The organism is Bacillus thermozeamaize (assembly GCA_002159075.1).
In the GTDB taxonomy this organism is placed as follows: Bacteria; Bacillota; Bacilli; order ZCTH02-B2; family ZCTH02-B2; genus Bacillus_BB; species Bacillus_BB thermozeamaize.
Map to the genome: position 1 here is coordinate 1 of LZRT01000087.1, position 22,633 is coordinate 22,633.

General features: G+C 50.9%; 23 protein-coding genes and 1 pseudogene. 1 reads left to right on the top strand and 23 read right to left on the bottom strand.

Annotated features, from left to right (window positions below; all coding sequences use genetic code 11):
* Positions 1-736 (top strand): annotated as a pseudogene (locus BAA01_11415) (integrase).
* A 216-nt stretch (positions 737-952) separates the two neighbouring features.
* On the opposite strand, the gene BAA01_11420 reads toward BAA01_11415, so the two are convergent.
* The 23 genes from BAA01_11420 to BAA01_11530 all read right to left on the bottom strand — a co-directional run bounded on the left by BAA01_11420 (position 953) and on the right by BAA01_11530 (position 22,483).
* Positions 953-3,760: a hypothetical protein gene (locus BAA01_11420; GenBank protein ID OUM86611.1), complete on the bottom strand. Its 2,808-nt coding sequence runs from the start codon at positions 3,758-3,760 to the stop codon at positions 953-955.
* 2,071 nt (positions 3,761-5,831) lie between these two features.
* Complete coding sequence (locus BAA01_11425; GenBank protein ID OUM86612.1) at positions 5,832-6,548, bottom strand: hypothetical protein; 717 nt, start codon at positions 6,546-6,548, stop codon at positions 5,832-5,834.
* 11 nt (positions 6,549-6,559) lie between these two features.
* Positions 6,560-6,961 (bottom strand): hypothetical protein, encoded by a 402-nt coding sequence (locus BAA01_11430; GenBank protein ID OUM86613.1) that lies wholly within the window; start codon positions 6,959-6,961, stop codon positions 6,560-6,562.
* Between the two features lie 36 nt (positions 6,962-6,997).
* Entirely contained in the window at positions 6,998-7,417 is a 420-nt protein-coding gene (locus BAA01_11435; protein OUM86614.1) for a hypothetical protein, read from the bottom strand.
* Positions 7,414-7,647, bottom strand: a complete 234-nt coding sequence (locus BAA01_11440; protein ID OUM86615.1) for a hypothetical protein — start codon at positions 7,645-7,647, stop codon at positions 7,414-7,416. Before BAA01_11440 ends, BAA01_11435 begins: the two co-directional genes overlap by 4 nt.
* A gap of 20 nt (positions 7,648-7,667) precedes the next feature.
* Entirely contained in the window at positions 7,668-8,555 is an 888-nt protein-coding gene (locus BAA01_11445; protein OUM86616.1) for a hypothetical protein, read from the bottom strand.
* A 15-nt stretch (positions 8,556-8,570) separates the two neighbouring features.
* A complete protein-coding gene (locus BAA01_11450; GenBank protein OUM86617.1) occupies positions 8,571-9,443 on the bottom strand; it encodes a hypothetical protein in 873 nt (290 codons plus the stop codon).
* A 3-nt stretch (positions 9,444-9,446) separates the two neighbouring features.
* Positions 9,447-10,790 (bottom strand): hypothetical protein, encoded by a 1,344-nt coding sequence (locus tag BAA01_11455; protein ID OUM86618.1) that lies wholly within the window; start codon positions 10,788-10,790, stop codon positions 9,447-9,449.
* Complete coding sequence (locus BAA01_11460; protein OUM86619.1) at positions 10,774-11,463, bottom strand: hypothetical protein; 690 nt, start codon at positions 11,461-11,463, stop codon at positions 10,774-10,776. Before BAA01_11460 ends, BAA01_11455 begins: the two co-directional genes overlap by 17 nt.
* 18 nt (positions 11,464-11,481) lie before the next feature.
* Positions 11,482-12,696, bottom strand: a complete 1,215-nt coding sequence (locus tag BAA01_11465; GenBank protein ID OUM86620.1) for a hypothetical protein — start codon at positions 12,694-12,696, stop codon at positions 11,482-11,484.
* Complete coding sequence (locus tag BAA01_11470) at positions 12,674-13,105, bottom strand: hypothetical protein (protein OUM86621.1); 432 nt, start codon at positions 13,103-13,105, stop codon at positions 12,674-12,676. Before BAA01_11470 ends, BAA01_11465 begins: the two co-directional genes overlap by 23 nt.
* Positions 13,102-14,364 (bottom strand): hypothetical protein, encoded by a 1,263-nt coding sequence (locus BAA01_11475; protein ID OUM86622.1) that lies wholly within the window; start codon positions 14,362-14,364, stop codon positions 13,102-13,104. The genes BAA01_11470 and BAA01_11475 overlap by 4 nt, the downstream gene beginning before the upstream one ends.
* Before the next feature lie 15 nt (positions 14,365-14,379).
* Positions 14,380-16,131 carry a hypothetical protein gene (locus BAA01_11480; protein ID OUM86623.1) on the bottom strand — a complete coding sequence of 584 codons (1,752 nt, stop codon included), beginning with the start codon at positions 16,129-16,131 and terminating at the stop codon, positions 14,380-14,382.
* Position 16,132: 1 nt separating this feature from the next.
* Positions 16,133-18,079 (bottom strand): hypothetical protein, encoded by a 1,947-nt coding sequence (locus tag BAA01_11485; GenBank protein OUM86624.1) that lies wholly within the window; start codon positions 18,077-18,079, stop codon positions 16,133-16,135.
* A gap of 164 nt (positions 18,080-18,243) precedes the next feature.
* Entirely contained in the window at positions 18,244-19,023 is a 780-nt protein-coding gene (locus BAA01_11490; GenBank protein OUM86625.1) for a hypothetical protein, read from the bottom strand.
* A gap of 3 nt (positions 19,024-19,026) precedes the next feature.
* Positions 19,027-19,362, bottom strand: coding sequence for a hypothetical protein (locus BAA01_11495; GenBank protein ID OUM86626.1), 336 nt, complete (start codon positions 19,360-19,362; stop codon positions 19,027-19,029).
* Between the two features lie 9 nt (positions 19,363-19,371).
* A complete protein-coding gene (locus BAA01_11500) occupies positions 19,372-19,758 on the bottom strand; it encodes a hypothetical protein (GenBank protein OUM86627.1) in 387 nt (128 codons plus the stop codon).
* A gap of 12 nt (positions 19,759-19,770) precedes the next feature.
* Complete coding sequence (locus BAA01_11505) at positions 19,771-20,226, bottom strand: hypothetical protein (GenBank protein ID OUM86628.1); 456 nt, start codon at positions 20,224-20,226, stop codon at positions 19,771-19,773.
* On the bottom strand, positions 20,223-20,768 hold the full coding sequence (locus BAA01_11510) for a hypothetical protein (protein OUM86629.1): 546 nt from the start codon (positions 20,766-20,768) through the stop codon (positions 20,223-20,225). Before BAA01_11510 ends, BAA01_11505 begins: the two co-directional genes overlap by 4 nt.
* On the bottom strand, positions 20,740-21,606 hold the full coding sequence (locus tag BAA01_11515; GenBank protein ID OUM86630.1) for a hypothetical protein: 867 nt from the start codon (positions 21,604-21,606) through the stop codon (positions 20,740-20,742). The genes BAA01_11510 and BAA01_11515 overlap by 29 nt, the downstream gene beginning before the upstream one ends.
* A 23-nt stretch (positions 21,607-21,629) precedes the next feature.
* Positions 21,630-21,884 carry a hypothetical protein gene (locus tag BAA01_11520; protein ID OUM86631.1) on the bottom strand — a complete coding sequence of 85 codons (255 nt, stop codon included), beginning with the start codon at positions 21,882-21,884 and terminating at the stop codon, positions 21,630-21,632.
* Between the two features lie 9 nt (positions 21,885-21,893).
* Positions 21,894-22,124, bottom strand: a complete 231-nt coding sequence (locus tag BAA01_11525; protein OUM86632.1) for a hypothetical protein — start codon at positions 22,122-22,124, stop codon at positions 21,894-21,896.
* Between the two features lie 74 nt (positions 22,125-22,198).
* Positions 22,199-22,483 carry a stage V sporulation protein S gene (locus tag BAA01_11530; protein OUM86633.1) on the bottom strand — a complete coding sequence of 95 codons (285 nt, stop codon included), beginning with the start codon at positions 22,481-22,483 and terminating at the stop codon, positions 22,199-22,201.
* Positions 22,484-22,633: the final 150 nt, after the last annotated feature.

Here is a 22,633-nt window from a genome sequence, read left to right on the forward strand (position 1 = left end):
AGGCTACGTAGCCGTCATGATGGAGGGACTTAGGCGCAAAGGCGTACCGCTTGCGCTCTACAGCGACCAACACTCCATCTTTCACCCGCCCAAGGGCAAGCCAACCCTCGAGCAGGAACTGGCCGGTCAGCCGCAGGCGCTTTCCACCTTCGGACAGGCCATCGCCGATCTGGGGATCACCCATATCGAGGCGCTGTCCCCCCAGGCCAAAGGACGGATCGAACGGCTCTGGCAAACCATGCAGGACCGTCTGGTGGTCGAACTTCGGCTGCGCAACGTCTGCACGATGGAGGAAGCCAACCGGGTCCTGCCGGAGTTGATCGAAAAGCACAACCGCCTGTTTGCCGTCGAGCCGCAAGAAGCGGAACCGGCCTACCGACCGCTGCCCGAAACCCCTTTGGAGCACATTTTTACCCGACGGGAACACCGGAGAATCAGCGGCGGGCAGACCTTCTCCTGGAAAGGAAAATGCTACATGCCAAAGCCCGGCCCCGGTGTACCGCGTTGGGAAGCGAAGACCGTCGTCGAAGTGCGTGTCGGCATGGATGGGCAAGTGTGGCTATGGGATCAGGGACGCGCCTGGCCTTGTGTGGAGACGCAGGCCGCTGAGGTCCCTTCGACAGCTCCGGCCAAAAAAGAAGCGGCACCTACGCCCCCGCGCAAGCCCGCTGAAAACCATCCCTGGAGAAAATCATTCTCCAGCAAGCAGTTACAGCGTAGCACAGCATCCGGCTAGTCTGCAAGAGGACGGGGGCTGTTTAATCAGCTATCATCCCTGACATTTTCATAGAACAGTTAACCTGACATTTTCACAGACGCTTGACATGAATTTCATCCAGAAATATAAAAAACTTTTTTATCAATTTGTCTATGTCGTTCAAAATATTTCATTGGCATCGCAATTCCTTTCATAATAAGAAAAAAAGCCCGCCGGTTAGAGCGGGCATTAAGTTCACTTGCCGTGCTTCACAATCCAGTAGAAGTGCGCGTACCGAACGAGCAGTGCAGCCGCTTCCTCCTTGGAAGCAATCTTGTTCGGGTGAATCCTATAATCCGGCTCGCCGCGAAGCAGTTTGTAATTTACGGCCACCGCCAGGTTTGGTCGGTAAACGGGGAAAATATCCTCTTCGTCGGCGAATTTTTTGAGACTCGATTCGTCCGTGTTTCGTTCAAACTCCCGGAGGACGCTGATGGATACTTTGGAAGCGTAGTTCTGGATCGTCAATTCAAGTTCGGTCGTCAATACGTAGTTGGCCAGCATCACCAGTTCCTGCTTCGTGAGAAACGGTTTGTTCAGGTTGAGCACGTCCAGAGCCTCAACAATTCCCTCAAACTGCTGTTCCGTAGCGATCCTGGACAGAGCGTTGACGATCTCATTTGTGTTCATGTAGTCCTTCGGATTGAAGTTCTCGTCCACCCGAATCCCTTTCATGTTGTAAAGGAGCCGGATTTCCCGCTTGGCCCATGACTTCACATTAATATCAGCAAGACGCATTGCTTTGTAGATATTGCCGGTCCGCACCTGAGCTTCCAGCGTGCGTTCGTCGATAATAGCAAACGGCACCAGCACCCAGTCTCGGGTTTCTTGATCCAGCCGGAACACGCCCCATTCGTTCACGTCTTCGCCTTCGGGGATGGTGTAACGGGCTGTAAATGGAATATCAATTCGGAGGATGTTCACACTGCCGTCTTTGCCGATGACTATGATTTCAAGCCCGATTGCGTCTTCAAACCGCTTGAATTGCAGCTCAATTCTGCTTTCGGCATCCTCCAAAAGCTCTCGCAGCTCCTCAGCATTGAGCGCCTTGTCCAAATCGACGTTGCGGATCGTGTCTGGATCAGCGATAACCTTCACGTTGGTACCATCGTTCTGACCCGAATCCACGATAACAGCTTCCGACGGAGGGTTGCGAAGGTCGATAACAACCGTATCCTTCGGCAGACCAATAATCTCTTCTACAATTTCTTCCCACGTTTTTTCCTCGGGTTCGTTTCCATCTCCTGTTGTTCCTTGCGACCCTGAAGACGGCGGTGTAGGCGACGTGTACGTGATCCGACCATTTTGTGTCTTGATGTTCCCTGCGCCGTCTCGAACATTGACCGTAATTTCATTCATTCCGTCATTGAGCGAGAGCGTCCTTTCAGCACGAACGCCACCTTCAACGTCGGTGAAAGTAAGATCGGCACCGTTGAGTTGGATCGATTCAATGCCACTCGGGTCGTTGGCTGTGATCCTCACCATTGCCGTAGGAGCCGAAACGAATTCGGGGAAGATAACCGTTACCTCAGGCGCGGTAACGTCATAGACGATTTCAAAGCTTTCTTCCACTTCGTTTCCAAGATCATCCCGCGCGGTCGCAACGATTCGATACTTGCCTTCAGCCGGCGGAGAGAACGTTTCTTGCAGAACATTTTCAGCTGACCATGTAGCCACTTCTACGCCGTTTTCATCAAGCACCTTTACCGATCCGGTCACCATTTCGCTCACATCGTCCCTGAACGAAACGTTGACCGGAATTTCACTGTTATAATGCGGCTTCATATTGAATGCAATCTGCGGTGCCGTCATGTCCACTTTGACTGAAGCAACATCCTTTTCAAATTCGTTGACCCCGTCAAAGCTCCGAAGAATTGCCCTATAAGACCCGGTCGGTACGGGATTTCCGCTGTCATCGCGCCCATCCCATTCGACGGTGTACACGCCCGGTCCCTGAACACCTTGCGGAAGCGACCGTACTTGCTTACCAGCCGTATTTAGCACGACCAGCGTGTTATCCATCGTTTTTCCGGTTACGTAATTGAATTTCAGCGTCGGTTTCAGGAACATGTCATCCGGCGGATTGCTGCCATCCTGGCCATCTTGCGGCGGAATAACAATGAAGTCGTCGCTGTTGGTTCCGCTGTTTATAACAAATGTAACTGTTTTCCATTCCGATGCCAGTCCATATTCGTCCACAACCCGGAATCGCGCGACGTACGAGCCGTCAGCCAGAGCACCGTAAACATCCGGGTCATATTGCCATTCAGTCGCAAGCGGCTCCACTGCGAAGTTAAGCTCCGTCGGCCCTACAATCTCTGCTTCGACCTTGGCCATTGAATCTCCGTCGTTGTCGTTGGCAACAAACGTAAACGTCGGATATACAGCAGAAAGCTTTGGGAGCACGTTTGCTTCAAGTGTCGGCATCAGGTTACGAAAAATGTCCCCCGTGATCTCGGACGTGTTGCCAACTTCATCGACCAACTGAACAATTACCTGTTTTGTCCGACCAACCGTTTCATCCAAAGGCATTTGAATATTGGCTTCGACGGTGGACGTTGTACCATCCAGGTCATGTTCAATATAAGTTCCCGGTATCGTAAAGTCCCCAGATGTGCTGACCCGGACATATCGCACTCCCAACGCATCGTCGAACGTCACTTTGTACGGGATGACACTAAGCGGATGGTTCAGAGCCATAAGTTGTGACTCGCCATTGTTCAGTTCAAGTGATCCGGTAGGAGGCGTTTTATCGACAACAAGGTTGCGCTGTACGGCAGCCGATTTCCCGCCTTTGTCATCCTCTGCCCACACGCTCAACGTGTATGTTCCTTCCGGGATCGTTTGGTCAACCATCAGATCGTACGAGAAGGTTTGCTCTGTCCTATCAGCTGTTATGGTGCCAAACGAAACGCCGGTATGCCCGTCCAGCCCTTCAATGGTGTACTTGAGGGTCAACTCATCACTCGCGTCTGGATCTTGTACCGTGCCTTCCAGCCGCACGATGTTGAATCCTTCATGTTCGGATCGCCGCAGATCGTCGGACGTAGTAAGAGTAATTAACGGCGCGCTATTAACCACAATGCTCTGTTTAATTTCTGTTTCGTTTGTGTTGCCGGCAAAGTCTCGAAGCTGAACCCACACCGTTTGATGACCGCGACCAGGAAGCACAAAAGACTTAATAGGGGAAAACGGCTCCCAGTCTGTCCAGTCATTATGGTTTGTAGAAAAACGCATTTCTTTGACACCTGAGCCATTTCCGTCGCTAGCATCAATTGTAAGAGTAACCGTTTTGTTGTCCGTTGTTTGTTCGCCATTGTTTATGAGGAAACTTCCTGTCGGACCGATGTTGTCCACAAAAAGTTTACCAAGATGCGGTCTTGTCGTTGTGTTTGTTCCGTCAGAAGCGTTAAATATCGTACCTGAATAATCTCCATCCGGAAGATTGTCCGCGACTACATCCCAGGTCAGCGACCATGGCTTAGCAGCGCTTGTTCCAGTAACAACCGCCTGCTTAGTAACCCCACCAATTGTAGCTGACACAGTAACAGGATCACCGTTTGGATCGGAGACAGTGCCTGAGAAGGTGATCTGGGTCGTACCTACATTTCTAGAGAAATAATGATCGCTGTTTACATTATCTAAAGAAATGACCGGCGAATTATTAACGATTCCTTTTTTTACGTACCAGTAACCATCTAAATGGATCCCGTTATCAGGATACGCACCATCGATAGCTATAATATTTTGCTGAAGCAGAGCCCCTTTGACATTTGCCTGATCATTATTAGCAGCAATTTTCACATATTTTTTGGCCGCGGACCAGCCTTGATAATAATCAAACCTAATCAAAGTTGAAGACGGACTGTACGGAGAACTACCGTCCCAAGTCTGATAAAGAGACCCGAAATAACCGCTTGCAAAAGTCCTTTCGTTACTCTGACTTGTGTTATATTTATTGGTGGATTTGGAAAATGTATAATTTGTTGCTCCTCCGATAGCCATTGGGTTAACAATTTCATCTACAAAAGTCCAAGAAGCAGTATCTTGCCATTCTGACGAGACAAGATACTTGTCGTAATAATACTGCTTCTTTATTGAAAAATCTCCCGAAACTGCGTAATCTCCATAGAGTTCTCCGTCATATGCACGAATCCTAATTTTAGCTTGATCAGTTTGAGGTTCATTTGCAAAGTTATAATTGAAGCTCGTAACCCCCGGCGATGTAAGCGGTACGATCTTCTTCCAATTCACCCCGCCGTCTGTCGATAATTCAATTTCATAACGAAGTTGCGACTGAGGTGTATCAGGATCAGTTGCTGCAACCCATGAGATTGTCGAAGTTCCTGCTACTACTGAGCCTCCAGTCGGCGCCGTAATAGTCGGACTTAACGGAGGCTTTCCCGTAGAGTACGTTACGGTGACATTGTAATAATAGTGCGGAACAAGGTCTGCTTTTTTATAGTAGACATATTGCGCCTCAATAAAGCCTCCGTCAGGAAAATTAAATGAAACTCCGTAATAAAAAGGAGGTTTAGGAAACCCATTTTCATAAGTAAAACTTTGGTAGGAAGCTGGATACCAGTCGGTCCAAGGTGTTTCTACTCCTGAACCATAATATCTTTGACGAATACGATTCATTACTTTATATACCCCGGGAGTATCTTTAATTAATGGGTTGCCGGATTCGTCAAAATAGGTATAAAAACCACTGCAGGCATTTGAACAGGAATTATATGCAGTTAAGATACGGCTTTGCTCAGAATATACATAATCATTTTGAGTATGAATTCCGCCCGACAAGTGAACAGTCAGTACATTGTTTGATATCGAATAACTGGAAACTTCACCAGAAGGACTAACGCTTATATCAACGATTCCACCAAAATCGGGCGGTAGGTTGTATGTCACTGTCTGTGATTGGGAAGGTTCTTTCGAAAGAAAAGAAAATGTTTTGATAGCTGCACTCGCTTTTTCAATAGAAAAAATAAAACCAAAACCATTCAGAAGAATCATTGCGCAGAGCAATACTTTTAAAATTCCCCGAACCGAACTTCTCACTTCGCTTCGCGGCTTACGCCGCTTCCTCCTTTCGGTCAGTTTGAACACCAGTGGGCACCAGATAAACCTTTCCTTCCTCCTGGTACCGGATAAGGGCGGCTGCTACGGACGGTTTATCCGTTTCGATGATCGCAATGGCAGGGATTGGGTTCTGATTGTTCGATCCGTCCTTCTGCGGCTCATATCCGTTATGGTTTTGTCGATCCACAACTAGGAGCCCCTTCAAATTGGGATCATCAGCCGGCGTAATCGTCCGTGCAGGGGTCTCCGGTGTCCCCGGAATGTATACGTAGGCATCAGCAACCGTGCCAGGTTTAATAGAATCCCCAGCAGACCGTACCTGGTCGGTTTGAAGACCAATGAGCATACGCCCGTCTTTCAAAGCAAGCGCTTGCCCGAACTTGCTATCCTTGGCGGTGACCAGAAGTGATTTTCGAAGCGGCATGCCTTCAACAAATCCGATCTCTCCCGCAAACCACTCCTGCCCGTCAAGTTCAGCCAGATCACGGATCGCGTCGTCCGGCACTTCGCTTTTGACCACGGCTCTTGTTGTCAGTTTTCCTGCCAACGTCCCGTAAGGGAGAATTGTTTCGGCGGCCACGACGACTCTCTCCGTGGTGGTTTGTTTTTTCACGATGGACTGTTGCAACGCGACCCCCGCATATCCAAGTATCAGAGAAAGTGTCAGAATCAGAATCCGACGGGTGGTTTTGTTCCAAAGCCGTTTCAACCGAATCCCTCCTAGATGAATTCCGCGAAATATGGCGTATGTTTCTTCACCTTCACCGGCCATTCGTCCAGACCAAACACTCTCCCGGCTTTTAAGCGCACATGCGTGTCAAACCGGCACACAATCCGCGGCTTGTCCCCCAGGTATTCCACGTCCACTTGCAACGAACTTCCGGTGTAAAAATCGTTTTCCATATTTCCGTCCAGTTTCAGATTCTCCATGAGCAGTTGAAGCGTGGCCTGTGTAGCTTGGGCTGGGTCGAGTCGAACGATACCCCTTTGGTGTTCCGTCTCCTGTGTCGCGGCAATAATAGCGCCGTCGAGAGCCTGCTCAACTGCGCGCTCCAATTTAATCTGCGATTGATACACCACGTAGTAATCTGTGAAAAAGACCAGCGCAAAACCGCCAAACATTATTAGTGCGAGGACACGAAACAATTACCTCCCCCCTCACCGAATGTAGGTACGAGCAAGCCCTTGAACTGTCACTTCAATTGGAACACGCAGCGACTTCCCGAGCGGTTTGAGTCCAATTGTCTCGTACTCCATCCGCGCCACAACCTCGACCAGCGAACCACGTTGCACCAGCTTAGGGGTACCGTAGACGGTTACTTTTCCCGGATCAATACCGAGCTTTTGTAAAAGCGCGTCAAACTGCTGTTTGGTTTGTGCGTCAAACCCGTTTTCGGCCTTAACAACCTCGATGATTTCATTGGCCGCAATCAACAGTTTTTGTTTTTGACTACTGTACCCGTATACGTCAACTCCGATGTAAAGCAAGATGCACGCGATCAGAAGGAAAAGAAAGAGAGGGGGGATCGCCCCCACCCCTCTTTCATCCATCAAAAATCGCTTCAGTCGATGCCTCATCCCAGATTCTCCAACCTTGCGAAGATGGAGTTTACGAAACTGGGGAGCCATCCGCTGACCAGCCCCCACACCAAAACGATGACCAGAACAGCCACAAGAGCCCAACCGACCACGGAGACCATGGACGCACCGCCCATTTCGTTCTGGAAGGGCTTAATGAGCCTGTCCACAAACTTCATGACCATGTCTGCCGAGCGCATTCTTGCCTTTCTTTTCAACACCGCCAGCATGGAATATTCCTCCTTTTAAATTAGAGAAATTGTATTTGTGTAAAGATCGCGTAAAAAGCGATCAGTACAGCCCCGAATGCGTGAAGGGCCAAAAGCATATACAAAAACTTGACTTTCTCAGGGTTGCTCCGGGTTGTCTCCCGTAATGCGGCAAGCCGTAGTTCCCGAAGTTCATTTTTGATGCTGTCAAAATGCTCCTTTGCTTCGCTGTATCCGTTGTGCACGCCAACCTTTACGGCGGCCGCAAATTCTCGCATGACAGGAACGCCTGTCTCATAAGCAAACTGATCAATTGCTCGTCCAATTCCCATCACCTGAATATTGGCATTGAGTCTGCCCAGCATCTTTCGCATCCTTGGGCCGCTTGTCTCTTCCAGACGTTGCAGCGCCCCGATAAATGGCCGGCCTGTCTCCAAAGTGACCATCAGCTTGGAAATGAGCTTGGGCAAATCCTTGACGATCTCGCGCTGCCTTTTCTGATACGACTTCTTGATGCCGCCAAGCATCACAAAGAAGGCCAGTATGGAAAATAGAGGCATTGCCAAAATGGTAATAGGTGCTTTGGTAATGATCGGCAACACCAGAAACGGAACCGCTCCAATCAGCGACTTGACCGCCATGTCAGCCAAGGCTTCTTCAAATGTTTTATCCCGCCCTAAGGCTTCATACATTTTTCGCATATTCTCAAACCCGGAAAAGCGGGCGGAAAGCTGAGGGATCAGCCGATCCGCTACATAAAGCGAAATTGGATCCTTACCCATTCGTCTCAGTTCAGCATGGGACTTCAGCAGTCGAGCTGCAGCTACGGCGTACCGTTTCTGCCAGGAAAACCCCGGCAAAACCGTTTGCAATACCACCCCTACAAACAATGCGATACCAATAAACGTAAGTGTCATGGAGACAATCAATGGCATCACCTCCTTTCAAAGTTCATCAAGATTGAGAGATAAATAATCGCCGCCCTTCATGATCGCGTAAAGCGTGGAGGCGGCGAAGGAAACAATGAATATTTGTCCATAAACAGTGTTCAGATAAACGTTGCCGTTGTTGTTGTTCATAAACGACATCAGCAATGGCATCGCCCAGCTCATGACCGAAATGAGAAACAGCTGTTTCTTTTTACTCCTTGCCTCGATATCAAGTGTCTTGATCGCCGTAATGTCTTCGTCGATTTCAGCGACTGTTTCCTTGAGCGAATCCAGGCTTCTGCGATGAAACCCTTCCACAGCGGCCAGCTTCAAACGTTCCGCAAAGTCTTCCAGTTTTCGTATTTTCAAATCCCGCAGCCACTCATCCAGCACCCGATCGAGCGGCATCCCAACGCGCAGTTTATTGCACGCCGCTTCAAAGGCCGGTTTTGTAACGCCCTCCATTTCCGGCAGGGCGTTCTCCAGACCTTTTTGCACGTTCCCGAAATCGGACAACTTTGCAATAAACAAGCGAAGATTCGGCGGAAGATCAAAAAGCGTTCTTCTGCGGTTTGCTCGCTTGATCCTCAAAACAATAGCTCGCGGCAGTGTGAACATGAGCGCGATCCCAAGCGTAACAAAGAAATAGTTGCCAATGAAAAGCGCGATTAAACCAACCACAACGACAGATGAAACCAAAATGGCCGCAAACTCTTTCCGAGTCAGCGACCATCCCGCGTCAATCGCTTCTTGTCTGATTTTTTCGTACCCCAATACTTTGGCGAGTGAACCATACCGGATCGAATTCCTTGCCGCACCCGGTATCCACACGGAAAGCAGCACTGCCGAAACGGCGGTGTAGTAAAGGTAAAAGATCCAATCCGGCATCTTTCAGCCCTCCCCGCACCAACGCTGCGTAATTTCCGGCGGCGCACCTTCTACCACAAGTTTTTTCGCCGCTTTTTTCAACCGACCTGTTCGCCGGAATTGACGATTTTCGGGGTCATACCGAAAAATGGCGTTCAGAACTGGCTTCTCAGCTCCTTCAAAATCCATCAGTTCCGCGATCTCAAACACCACGCGCTTTCCGGTTGCCGACTCATACTTTTGGAACACGATCAGATCAAATGTCATGGCTACCTGCGACGCGGCGGTGCGGTTGTTTCCGGCGAGCTGTACAAGCCGAACTGCGGCTTCCTCCGGGCCGTTCGCATGAATGGTAAGGTGTACCGTATGTCCGGTGTTAGCCGCCACCAGCGCCTGCTGGGCGGCGTACTCGTCGCGAACCTCCCCTATGATGATTATGTCCGGATTTTGCCGCAGGCTCATTTTGATGAGTTTTGCGATCGGATACGCCTTGCGCTCGTCCTCATGATCCTTCACCACGAAAGAAGCTATATTGGGATAGTCCTTATACGTCGTCTTGGCCTTGAGCATCATCTCTTCGCTGTCCTCGATGGTCAGGATTCGAGTCAACGGATCGTAGTATTTTGGAAGACGAATGAGTTGCGTAGTCTTGCCGCTGTTGGTGCCGCCAGCGATGATGACGTTGACTCCATAAGGAATCACATCACGAAAGAAATTTGAGATTTCCTGTGAGATGTTACCGTATTTGATGCACTCTTCATCCGAATAAACGTCCGGCGGAAATTTTCGGATTGAGATGACCGGGCTGCCGGTGGACACTCCGCCGCGCGTCACGTCCATCGTAACGTTGATCCGAAAACCCCGGTAATTGGCGTCGATGATCGGCTCGTTTGCCGTCAGCGTTTTTCCAACCGGGGCCAGCATCTTGTCGATGGTCCGATACAAATGATCAACATCCCGAAAGCGAATCTCCTTCATGTGAACCGGGAACCCGTCTTTCTCCACGATCACTTCCGTCGGGCTGTTAATTTCGATGCTGGATATGCTCGGATCGTCCAGCGCCGGTTGCAGCACGCCCATTTCCGTGATTTCGGTCTGAATATGGCTGATCACATCCTGTAATTCCATCGAGAATTTAAACTCCCGTTGCTCCTTGATGAAGTCCGAAATATGGAACTTCACTCGGTTACGTGCCTGCTCGTCAATAATCGCCTGGACAAATTCGTCGTTGTAATGTTCGATCAAATGCCTTTGAACACGTTCCAAAAGGGCTTTTAGGTTCTCTTGGTCCGATTTGCTCCGCGCCGCGCCTTTTTGTTCCTGCCGCTGGTATTGGACGTACTCCCTCGGGTTAATTATGCCGATCAAATTGATCCCTCCACGTCTGAAAAAGTTCTTCCGGCCGGCTGACAATTTTGTGTTCCTTGAAGTCGCTGTTTTTCGTGAAGCTGAACATCGTCATTCGGTTTTCATTTATCGAGTAATCTTGTTTCAGCGTCTTGAAGGTTGCATAGGTACGAATCAGGTCAATTGGATTGTCAATAACAAGCACAACGTGATCAGCTTCCCGAAGCGAAAAGAACGTCATCGGATGGATCATTTGTCCCTGAGTCACTACGAAAATCCAGTTGTATCCGGCAAGGAGCGATTTCAAATACCCCGGAATCTCCATCAGCGTCTGTTCGTTTTGCAACTTGAGAATTGTCGGCATATCCGGCCTGCTGCCCGGCTGAATAAGCAAACCATCCCATCCATCATGAGTATAAAGGTATCGGTGTATATCCTGAACGAACCCTCGATCATAGTCGATGATCAGCTGATCGACCGTTTGCGCCGCTTCAGGTTCAATTCCGAATCGGTACGCAATGCGGGGGATTCCCAAACAGGGCAGTTCCGCTACAGCGCATGTTTCACTGCGCTTTTTCGCAATCAAAAGCAGTTTCTCAAGCACTTTCAACGTGTCTCCGCCGGCCGGATTATTAAGGACCACCATGCAACCTTTCGGGCTCTTTGTGGTTTTGGCTTCCGTCTTTTTGAACAAGCTCACTTCCTCCTTCCGTCAAAATGCGAAAAACCGCCGCTTCTCTTTCTCGGGAAGCAGCGATTTTATAACCGGAACCAAAGACAAGTTTGGTTTGAACGGATCATACCCGCCCATGTTGTGGATGATGGGCTTCTCCAGAGCCTTCAAGATTTCGAACGCTTCTTCAAACATCTGTTGCGAAGCAAAGTTGACAACGATGCTTGTCCGGTCACCCGAAAGAGCCGAAGCGGAACCGGCCAAACGCCCCATGTCCCAGGGTGCGGCCCCAACAGTCGCCACCTGAACGGACGCCCGCCGCCATTCGTGAAGGGCATAAGAGCCGTCCGCAATGATCCCGACATCCAGCACAACCGCTTCATAACCAAGGGACAGAACTTCCGTCGACGTATCCGGCGTCCGATTCGGGAAAAAATCAATGCCTTCATATGAAAACCTCATCCCATTCGCACCTTCCGGCATAAACCAGACAATATCGGACGGACGTTCTTCCGCCCGGTACTCGACAAACGCCGTTTTCAGTCCGTTTTGGGCAAGCAAAACGGCCAGTTGGATCGCAGTATGGGTCGTGCCCGCGCGCCGATGCAATCCTCCGACCGCGACAACGCTGTTGCCGATGATTTTTGTGCGATACACCACCTTAGGTATCCCTGGTTCAAAATCTTCCTCCATGATCGGCTCTGCGACGCTTTCCTGGCGTTCTTTCAGCTTCGAAACGGATTGTTTGATTTTTTGAAGCCTGCCCCGAATACTCCCGATGATCACGTCTTTTGAATCTTTGGAATCGGTTGAAACGAGTTTCTTTTGACTTTTAGGTACTTGACCAGTCAGATCGATTTCGCTTTCTCCCAAGTCACGGATCGTTTTCCGGGTCTGAATCCAATTCACCACATCGTCGATGGTGAATTGTTCAACGGGATATACGTCGTATATCCCGAGCGCCCCAATTTCTTTGATCCATTCCCTGTCCGCCTGAACAGGCAAAATGACGATAAGGCGCGTGTCCGGAATAAACCCCCGAATTTCCCTAAGAATTTGAACGCTATCCTGCTTGTTTACGACTCCGGTCGTCGCGTCTACGATAGCCAGACCGGCTTCCACTTGTCTGGCCTCAGCCGCGATACGGAATTGTTCGAGCGTTGCATCCGAACCTGAGACCTCAAACCCACGTTCCTGAAGCACCCTGGACAATTCCCGAGCTGTCAATGAATCAAACACCAAGTGAATCTGCATCGGAACTTCCTCCCTCGAAAAGCCAGTCGATAAACGCCAGAATCGCATCCCGTATTTCCGGCCAAAAATTAAGTATCAAATACCCGACAACAGCAACCCCCAGAAAATAAAACGCCAGCCGGATCAGCCGCCTGAAAACAAGCCCGCCAACCAGAAGGCACAAAAAAACGACGAGAGCCGCTGCGCCGTACAAGGAACTTCCCGACTTGGCAAGCCCCATCAGTTCTTGTGCTTTGCTTTCCATCCGCTTGCCGACTGACTCCGGATTAAACTGACCAACTTCCCCTTTGATCCGTTCCAGGGTCGAATTGCCGTTGGTCGCCTCATCGGGTTCTTCCGCCATCGCAGGCGCTGCGAAAGCGAATACGAGCAAAAACAAGATGAAACACAGGCCTGAAAGCTTTATCACTCCCTCGTCCCTCCCCCGAAAAATGACAACGGATCGACCGCTTGCCCACCGACCCTCGTTTCAAAATGCAGATGCGGGCCGGTGGATGCGCCGGTTGATCCGACCAATCCAATCAAGTCCCCTTGGCGAACGTTGTTGCCTTTTTGTACCTCGATCTGACTCAAATGATAGTATCTCGTCTCCAAGTCGCCATGATCCAAAATGACCGCAAGCCCCGCATTGCCAAGAAATCCAGCGTGAACCACTTTCCCATCCTCTGCCGCATACACTTCCGTTCCTTTTTTTGCGGCAATGTCCACGCCGTTATGCATCTTACGATCTCCGGTAATCGGGTGCACTCGTTCACCAAAGCGCGACGATACCCTTCCTTGGGCTGGCCACAGCAGTTCGCCTTCAACCGGTACCCAATCCTCGGGAAGCGGATCATGCTCCTTTCCATCGGGATCTTGAAGGAATGAAAGCCAGTATTCCAGCAAAAACTCCTGATCTTCTTCCTGTGAAATTCCGTGATCGCTCAAGATTTTCTTAAGCGGTTGCCATTCATTCTGCGTCGCTGCTATGTTTGACAATGCTTGAAACGTTATGGTCGTCGTAAGCTCCCCGCAAGCGGAAGTTGACGAAGTTACACTGGTTTCAGTCCGGTAGCTGTAAACATACACCCCTTGCATCGTTTGTGCTCTCTTTAAGAGTATTTGGGGCTGGCGAGTGTTTGACGAATGAATCTCGTATCGAGTTATCTCATTCCCATTTTCGTCCTTTTCTTTGATCTCTACGCATGATTGTTGAACAATTTCCTTCTCGGCTTCTTCCCACTCGAACTTCGGACGAACCAGTTCAAACGTCGCCTCAGGGTCCAGCTTCAGTTCCTTCACATCCCGGATGCCTGCCTGCTGAGGGTCTCCTAACGTCCGATCCACCGCCGCAAGCCACTCCCAGTCCAGAGCGAATGATTCAACCTGGGCAAGTTGTTCTGGTGTCAGTCCCTCATTCCACTGAGCGGCAATAGACCGGTACCTTTCAAAAATTTGCTCGTCAGGATCGCTTCGACCGTACTCATATGCCGACTCCCGATCATTTCCTGTAAACAAACCCAAAATCGCTTGCTTCGGCAACTCGAAGATCATGTAATAACATATCCAAGCAACCGCAAACATCGCCAGCATTGTCCCCCAAATCGGGGAAGTCTTTATGAGAAGCATTTTGAGCAGAGAGCGACCAGCTTTCATGAATGCCTTATTCACCCATCGGGAACCCTGCATCCTCTCCTTCCCCCATCAAACATAGTAGTCCCGGATGATTGACCGCTTTTTCTTCTGAGAAAAGGTTTGTTCCAGTTCATTGTGCCGATCAAGTTTGCCGGTGTTGTTCAGGTGAACCACATAATCGCGTTGATGTCGATTTTTTAAATCCACCGATGACCAAAATTCCTCACCTGCGGGCCGGTATCCCGCAGGAAAATGTGCGTCAGGGCCCTTGGCTTGCGGTGCAGGAGCATCCTTAGTCGGCATGACAGGCAGTTTCTCCAAGGCTGTATTGACGAAGCGAGAAACGCCATGAACACTTTTATTGATAGTCGGAACAGCTTTTACCGCTGTCCAAGAAGCGCTTTTCCCGACCGCTCGTCCTGCCGCACCGGCAACTGCGCCGCCAATCATTGTCCCGGCCACCGGGTTGCCTGTCATCGTTCCCAACGTAAAACCTGCCATTGCTCCAGCCGTCACGCCAACCGCCCTGAGTCCATATCCCGCGACCCTTCCACCGTAAGATGTTGCTCTTGTTGCGACACTCCGCCAATTCACTGATGTCTTGGGCATTGATTTCTCAATGGGCATAGCCACTTGTCCAGTGGACGATTCAGATGAAACCTGTCCGGCTAAGGGCGCTCGCCCATCCACCGAAGCATATCCCTTTGAACCGGCTTCCATTTTTCCAGTTACATTCCGCGGCTTGAGCATTTTCGTAATCGAAGTAATCCCCGCAAGACCGGCAAACCCTGCGATGTTCCCCCAAACGCCGCCCCCGCTTTCCTGTGCACCAACCAACTTTCGCACCATATTCGCGATCATCGGTAAGGCGAAGAAGTAAACAATGATAAGCCACAGTGAAGCGCTTGCGTCGGAAAAACGAAGCAGTAAAAAGAACAGCCCAAGCGCAAGCGCATGAGCTGCCGGAAGGATCATGTTCGAAACGAATTCATCCCACCATATTTGTAAGGAGTGACGAAACCTCGGAAAGACGGATAACACGCATGTGATGGGAAACAAAACGATTAGTACCATAAGCATGATTTTACGAACGATATACTGATAATTCAAAATGATAATCATCAGTGCTGCTGCGACCACAATGAAAGCCACAGCCAGACTTTTTGTAGCCACCGCGTTCTCATATCCGGCTCCGTTTCCCCAAAGCATGTTAAGGAATAGATTGGGCTGAACACCGAAGTCAATAAGCGCAGCCCAGATAAGATCGGTGAAGAATTTAACTAGATATGACACGAAGCTCCATAAATAATACCCGAACCTCAGCGAGAGGAGCGCAACAATAAACGCGGTGGCATAATCCTTAGTCCTGCTTCTTCCTTCCGCTGACATGCCATGAAACAAAACTAATATCCCCGTCAGCAGCAATGCGATTACAAGGGGAAGTGGTATGAAATGTTCAAACACACCGTATAACGCATCTATCGCGTCCGAAGTCCCGAAATCGAACACGCCCAGTACTAGGGAATCAGCGCATTCTTGTTTTCCTACGCAATCTCCCTGCATAAAAGCATCATTAGAACCCGCTGCGGGATTTTTTTGGAAAACGAGGATTACCGGGTCTTGCATACCGAGCATATTTAGTAACCAAGTTACCGGGCTAATAAAAAGTTCGGCCATCGTGCGTTCCGCAATACCGGGTTTATCGGTTTGCTTGTCGATTTGTTCTCCCAAAATTCCTTTTGAATTTTCATTCTCTGCTGCGGCGGCATCAATAGGAAACAGCAAACAAAACGCCAATACCAATATGAAAAAACGATGCATATTAACCACCTTGCATCCGATCCCGGATATATCGTTTCCGCTCAGCGTACCGGGGGTCGTTGGGATCGGTTGTGAAGAGCATGTGTTCAAAAGGAGAGGCGTCGATACGCACAATGACCGATTGGTCGTCGACCTTTACAACCATGTCTCCTTTTCGCGCCTGATGGACCAGGAAGTGGGCCTCCCCTTCGGTCAGTGCCAGTTTCCCTTGCACCGCGTCGATGTCCAGCGGTTCCTGGATACCGATGAGTTTTACGGGGCTGTTCTTAATCGCGGCCATTCCCGCATGACTGCGTGTAAACACCTCAAGCCCTTGCGTGACGGCCACAACACCAGTGTTGGTGCTGCGTCCTTCCCGATATGCCGCCTCCGCCCATACGGCTCCAACATCTTCGTCATTGAAAATGTTTTGGCACTCTTCAATGACCAAAAGCTTTTGAGCCTGCGGATTTCGTTTGGCCCAGCGCTCCATCATCCAGCGCGTTGCGATGAACAGCCCGATTGGCCGCATAATCTCTTGATCAAGGCGATTGATTGCGAATCCGAAGATAGGAGTGCTTCCCAGTTCCACATTCGTCTGACTGTCGAAGATGGCATACGACGGCATGTTCCCGGCGCGCGTAAAAGGCTTCAGCATTTCAGCCGCCTTGCGGATCGTCTCGCTTTCAGAAGCGGCCATTCGCTCGTACAACCCGATCAGTTCCGGCATTTTTTTACGCCTGCGTCCAAACCGGCCTTCTCTTGTTTCCGATTCAAACAAGCTGGCTGGGTCTTCTGTGATGCCGCATTCCTTGTACTGCTCCCGTATTGCGTTGCCGATAAATACCTTCACTTCTCCCGTGAGCGCCGATGAGTCGTAAACGCGAATCATTTTGAACACCACCGCCTGCACCGAGTTCGCAGCCTCTTCGATGTCCACATATCGCGTCCCGTCGGATAGTTCGGTTATCTCCACATCGTAAGGATTGATCCTGTGCCGGGATCGTTCGTGAAGTTCCAGATGCGGGCAGCCGATCGCCGCAAGAAAATCCCCGTACTCCCCCTTCCAGTCAATGATCCCGATTTTCCGGCCATATAAGGCAGAGCGGTGAATGATGAGCATGATCGAAAAAGTCTTTCCTGCTCCTGAACGGCCAATAATGCACATGTGGTAGTTGGAAAGATCGGGATGCCAGTTGTCTAGCCACACTGGTCGACCAAACCGATCTTTCCCGATCACCACGCCGCTTCGATGCGAGAGGCTACCGCCGCCGAACGGGAACAAATCGGCCACATTGGAGCTTTCCAGTGAAAAAAAGCGTTCTTTTTGAATCCTGACCGCCGGTGCGGTCGGCAGAATTGCTTGCAAGGCTTCAAGTTGCCGGCCGTCCGCCGCGCGCAGGAAGATCGACTTTCCTGCAAACCGCTGAACGAGCGACCGGCACAATTGAACCAAGCCTTTGTATTCCGGTGCGCTTGCAATTACCTGGATGGCGACGCGAAAGCTGCGTTCGACGTTGAGCCGGATACGTTTCTGCCTTTCTTTCAGGTCAGCGATTTCATCTCGCATGGCGTCAATTTTTCGTACGTCCTTCTCGTCCGCCAAATCACTAATCAAACCCGCAATCCGTCTGCCGATAGCATCCAGCTCTTTGTCGTTACTGCTCGGCAGTACATGGATAGCCAGATCGATATCGCCATTTCCATATTTGCCGTCAATTAAGGAATCCAGCATTCCCGCCCATGTGTTGCCGCTCATGATTTCTGCGAAAAAAGACCGGAAGTACCGGGCGGGTGTGATTGTTCCGCCGACTTCAACCGCATAGTCCGTTACCTTTTCGCCTTGCGTCTTGTCACCAGGAATCATTTCCTTGATCAAGGACGGTGCGGCAAAGTCCACGCCGTTTGCTTTTCCCGGATACGCATGCGCATGCGGTTTTTCGTTTTTTGCTTTTTTGATGCCGAACATCAAGCCTCATCCCCTTTCAGACCACCATTTCCGCCCCACACGATACACACGTGCGAATCAGTTTGCCTTCACGGTACTTCAGACGAAATATGGATTTGCCGCATTCGCATCGTCCCGGCACTTGCTCCGGTTTCTTTGACTGATCCTTTGTGATAGACGCCCATTTAACCATGTTCCATCACCGTTTCGACAGTAAGGGAACGTTTGATCGGATGAAACGCGTCCGCATGCATCGCGTCTATCATGCGTGCCTGCGGCGCCATTTCGCGTTGCAGAAGCTGGTACGTTACGTTTAACACTCCTGCACGATTTAGCAGTTGGTACCGCATCCCGACCTGCTCGCAGAAGCTGAACACGATCTCAGCGGCATCGGTCAATATTTGTCTGGCCAAATCCGCTTTTTCGGCGTCAGTCATCTTGCTTTTGGTGCCACTTTTTCCGATCAAGGAGTCTAGCTGCCGGACGCCCGTTTGTACGTTGGTCGTTTGTGACGCGGCAACGGGATCGTACCCCAAAATAACGTATCCAGAAATATCGCGAATTTGCGCTTCTTCTGTTGACTGGCGAAGGTGCGCAAGAACCTGCTCTCCAGATTCCTTTAACTCCGCAGGCAAGTCCAAACTTGAAATCCGTTTTGCCAGATCGTCCGCGTAATCTTTCATCTCAAACAACCGGGACTGCACAAGAAGTGTGTACGGGATGTTTATGGTGTTTACCATTGACAAAAAGTTGACCCATAAGCTTTTTTGCTCGGCTTCCGACGCGGTGTCCAGATTTTTGGGTTCGACCTCGATGACAAGCCGGAAGTTGTTGCCCGACCGTATCAGACCGTCCTGAGCAATTTCTGTGTCACCGACAACATCTTGTGCCGTTCTTCTCTTCGTTGTCTTGGCGTAAAACAAGACGACCGCCAAGACGGCGGCCGCTAGAAGGATGTAAAACACGCCTCAACCCTCCTCCGGGATGGACTGTCTCCGGTACAAGAACTTTCGCTGCCTGAGCCTCAAACGTACGACATCCAGCACATACTTCCAAACCGGGAGTCCCGTCGGCCCATGCTTGGTATGGCAAAGGAACACACATACGGCAAACGGAATCACGTAATGAAGCCGGGAATAAAACCAGTCAGATCCGATACGGGGGACAACCTTCGACATCCGGTATGAAAGCATTAAGCCAATTGCCCACCAAATCGTTTGGCTGAGTGACAGTCCAATGCCAAAGAGAGAAATAAACTTCTCCCTTATCTTGGACTGGTAAGGAATCGGATGGTACCGGCCCATATCCACCCCTCACAACGTGGACAAATCGATGCCGAATAGATTAAACACGAATCCAAGAATTTGCTCCGTCCAGTAGGAAAGAGCCAGGAAAAGGAAGAAAAAACCGATCCTGCCCTTGGTGTCACGCAGCGTATCCGGTGAAAAACCGCCCTTTAGATAGGTGATTGCCAGCCACAATCCAAAAATAACCGTGAGGGTCACAAAAATCCGACGTGCTGTGCGCACGAATGTGGTGGTGGATTCATCCACCTGTTGTTCCAAAGCCGTGATTCCGCCGGTGCCTTGATTTTGCCGAATCCGATCCATGATCGTTTCGGCGGATGCTTCAGGTGCAAACGATCCAACGAGTATCGAACACACGGTCAATAAAACAAGGAATCCCAAAACCCTTTTCATTTGCCCATCCCCTTAAAAGAGATTTAAAAAAATCCGGTATCCGCCCAACGCCAGCCATACACCCCATATCACGAGCGAAGCTGTCTCTATGAACACCGACGGGACACCTAGCGATACGCCGAATCTGGCTGGAAGGGGCCAAAGGAGCGCTACCTGTCCAGTCACAATGTCCAGCAATATGTGAGACAGATAACCGACCAGGAAAGCCGTCATAGCAGATTCCGACCACATGTAAAGCAACGCCGCAAGAAACCCGCCAAACAAAAACGAGTGCGTGAGGGTACGCTTCCCCGGCACTCGCTCCAATACCCCCGGCAACACCGGGATAAACCGCCCGAGCAAACTGTTCTGTCGGTCAATGTCTGGCAGAAGAGATGCAACTGCAATGATCGCCAGCTCCGCCGGACGATGATACCCAAGAAGAACACCCGCCGTCACGCCGCCGATCAGATGCGATGCGCCGTTCATACACCGTCACCCACCGGCTGCATCACGACGCGAAGGAACGGCTTCACCAGATTCGGATCGAACTGTGTACCGGATCGCTCGCGAATATACGCTGTGGCCATTTCAGGCGGCCATGCCGACCGATACGGCCTGTCCGATGTCAGCGCGTCATATACGTCGCAAATGGCGGTGATCCGCCCGCACAGCGGGATTTCCTCGCCCTTCAAGCCCTTGGGATACCCGTTTCCATCCCAATGCTCGTGATGGGTCGCAATTATCGTTCGCGCAACATCCGCTTCCTCATTTCGGTACTTGGCCATGAGGTTTAACCCATAGACGATATGTTTCTGAATGATTTTCCGTTCGCTTTCCGTCATGGGCTGGACGCTATCCAGCAAGCGTTTTGGAATCATCAGCTTTCCGATGTCGTGATACCGGCTGGTCAGGGCGAAAAGGGCGCTTGTGCTTGGGTCCAAACCGATTTCGTTGGACAAGGCGTGGACCAATTGGCTGACTCTTTCCGAATGCCCGCCGTCATCCAGCGCGCTCAAAATGTTTTTCAAAATCAGGGGTGTCACCACCTTTCAAAAGATTTATCAGCTCCTGGGTCAGCCATTCCGCAGCCGGCCCACCTGCGATCAGGATCTCACGGACAGCGTTCAGGCACTTTTCTGCCTTCTTCCGTTCTTCCGCTTCATCCTGTTCAGCCAAGTGGCCCGAACCTTCCTCGACCAAGATTTCCTTCCGAAGTTCTCGCACACTAAGTGAACGATCAGCAGCTGCGGCGATAAACTTTGCCGGATCACTTGAACGGGCGGCTATCCGATGGTGATACCATGAAAGTGTTGGGACGCGGCTGGACGGATCAGAGAAAGTGCGATACACATGCACCAGTTCCCGAATTTGCGACGGGCTGACGCCGAGTTCCCGCGACAAATATTTTTGCGTTGCGCCTGCGGCCAGCATGACGTCAAGCAGTTGTCCTTTGACGAACCGGCTCTCCTGTTCCTGCTCATCCACCTGGATGTATGCCTGTATCAATTCTTCAAGCTTCGGGGGCTGGGGAGCTGGAGGCTCCGGTTCCTGGTAGGGCAATTGTATAATTGCCGCAACCTCCTCCGGCGTTTTCCCCTCCCGTTTCGCCACGATTCGGATAAGATCGGACCGCTCAATCTTTCCGTCGTGGACCATTCTGTGATGCAGCCCGCAAAGCTGGATCAGGTTCTCGCGGACGTCGCTTCCGCCCGCCCCGCGCGTGCGGATGTGATGCGGTTCACCTTCCGCCGACCGGCCGCAGACTTCACCAGTGTCGGGATCCTCGTACTGACACCGATGCTCGGCTTCCTTTCGGATCGCCTGGATGGTTGTGGCGCTTCGAACACGAACGGGTTTTGAAAGCACGTTCTTTCACCCCTGCTCAAACCTCATTCAGCCCTGAAAGTTGACCGGACCTGCACACTGGGCAAACGGTTTGCCCGCAGGCGTTCGTAAATCATCTGAATTGTGCGCTCAAAGACATCTGGATCCCACCCCTCGTAATCCGCCATCTGCAAAATCCTGTCCACATACTCACTCGCTTGTTTCATCTCGTCTCGAAGGATCATGAAGTTCATCCGGCCGGCGCCTTTTCCAGGCGCCCTCCCTCCATTTCTTCCGGTTTCAATCCACGCCTCGCACAAGAGGCGACATCACACCCCTTTTGCAACGGTTTCGCTCAGCGGCACCCAGCCGCGTTCTCCCACCATTTTCCCGCCTGCCCTTCCCGTCAGCCCGCGTACCAACCCCGCCGCATGCAGTTCGTTGAAAAAGTTGGTGAAAACCGCAACCGCCTCCCGATCCCATCCGTCGATCCACTGCGCATACCTGCGTTCTTTCGGGGTGAGCTTTCTGCCCAAAAGTTCTTCCAGCTTCTCTACCACACCATTCCCTCCCTTCACTCGCTCTATAAAAAAAAAGATAAGCACACGCCAAGTTGACGTGTGCCGCATCGGAATCAGCTAACGATCAGCTTTATACCCGTCTTGGCTTCACCGTCGATCTGAACTTCGGTGAAGGCCGGGACGCACGTGATATTCCTGCCTTCCTGGGCGAAAAACCCCCGGGCAATCGCCACGGCCTTGGTAGCTTGATTCGTTGCAGCCGCACCGACTGCTTGGAGCTCGACCACACCGTGCTCGCGCATCGCGGCGACGAGCGCGCCTGCGACGGCGTTCGGCTTCGATTTTGCCGACACCCGCAAGACTGAAGGGATTTTTTCTTTCGTTTGCACTGTTGCCATGTTTCATTCCTCCTATGATGGATGTGTGATGTATGGAGAGAGGGCCCTCCACCTTTTGTGGAAAAAGAAAAGCCCCTGCCATAAAGCAGAGGCTAATCTGAAGCAATAAGTAACTGCACTCCGTCTTTCATTACTTTCCCGTCATACCCC